The 1,222-nt window shown below is 63.8% G+C and carries 2 protein-coding genes; both read left to right on the top strand.

The window, feature by feature from the left end:
* Positions 1 to 673, top strand: a 673-nt coding sequence (locus AC1DX0_RS36070; RefSeq protein ID WP_477359300.1) for a hypothetical protein, incomplete at its 5' end; no start/stop codon positions are given.
* Positions 674 to 1,168, top strand: coding sequence for a hypothetical protein (locus AC1DX0_RS36075; protein ID WP_477359303.1), 495 nt, complete (start codon positions 674 to 676; stop codon positions 1,166 to 1,168).
* Positions 1,169 to 1,222: the final 54 nt, after the last annotated feature.

Here is a 1,222-nt window from a genome sequence, read left to right on the forward strand (position 1 = left end):
GTTCGAAGCCGTMAGCGTATCGCCGCTGCCCGCGTTGATCGTGTCGCCRCTGCCCGTGACCGTCGCCGTYGCGCTCGCKGCAACCGTGATCGTGTCRSWYGAGGCCGTCAGCACGTCGCCGGTMGCCTCGGTGATGGTGTTGCCGCTGCCCGTCACYGTCGCGGTCACGCTCGCCGCCARGGCGATCCGCTCGGATGAYGCCGTCAGSACGTCRCCAGTCGCCTCATTGATCAAGGCGCCCGTTCCAGTGATCGTGTCGGTCAAGCTCGYGCCAAACGTGATCGTGTCCGTCGAAACCACCGCGATGGTTGCCCCGCTCCCCGACACCGTGTCGGTGGCGCTCGCCCCAAATGTCGCCGTATTCCCCGACGCTACTTTGACGGTATTGCCATTGCCCGAGATCGTCGCCACCGCATTCGTCGCCAGTGTGATCGTGTCGCTGGTTGCTGTGAGGCTGTCGCCGGTGTTCTCGGTGATCGAAACGCCCGTACCCGTGATCGTATCGGTGGCGCTGGCCGCGAAGGTCAGGATGTCCGTCGATACCGCCGCGATCGTCGCGCCGCTGCCGGAGATAGTGTCGGTCGCGTTCGCACCGGGTGTGATCGTGTCGCTGGTCGTCACATGGAGGGTGTTTCCGGTGCCCGACAGCGTTCCTGTGGCGCTCGAAGCGTAGGTGATCGTGTCGTTGGAGGCCGTCAGCGTGTCGCCGCTACCCGCGTTGATCGTGTCGCCGCTGCCGGTCACCGTCGCCGTCGCGCTCGCCGCAACCGTGATCGTGTCGCCTGAGGCCGTCAGCTTGGCGCCGGTCGCAAGGGTGATGGTGTTGCCAGACCCCGTCACCGTCGCTGTGGCGGAGGCAGCAACACCGACCGTTTCTGAGCTCGCGGTGATCACATCGCCATTGGTCAAATTGAGCGTGAGGCCTGTGGTCGACAAAGTGTCGGTTGAACCAGCCCCGAAGTTGATGACCGAACCGCTGCTGGCATTGATCGTGTCGCTGCTGCCAGTGAGCGTTACGCTGGCACCAGCGGCAATGGAGATCGTATTGCTTGAAGCTGTCAGCGTGTCGCCATTGGCGAGAGAGATCTGGTTGCCCGAACCGGTCAGAACATCCGCAGCGCTGGCCGCGAGCGTGATGGAAGCATTCGAAGCGCTGGTGGTGGAGTAAGTCGAGGTGTTTGGATAGTCCCCAAAGCCCGATGGTCCAGCACCGACATAGATG

The sequence above is a fragment of the Mesorhizobium sp. P3_A9 genome, assembly GCF_056402975.1.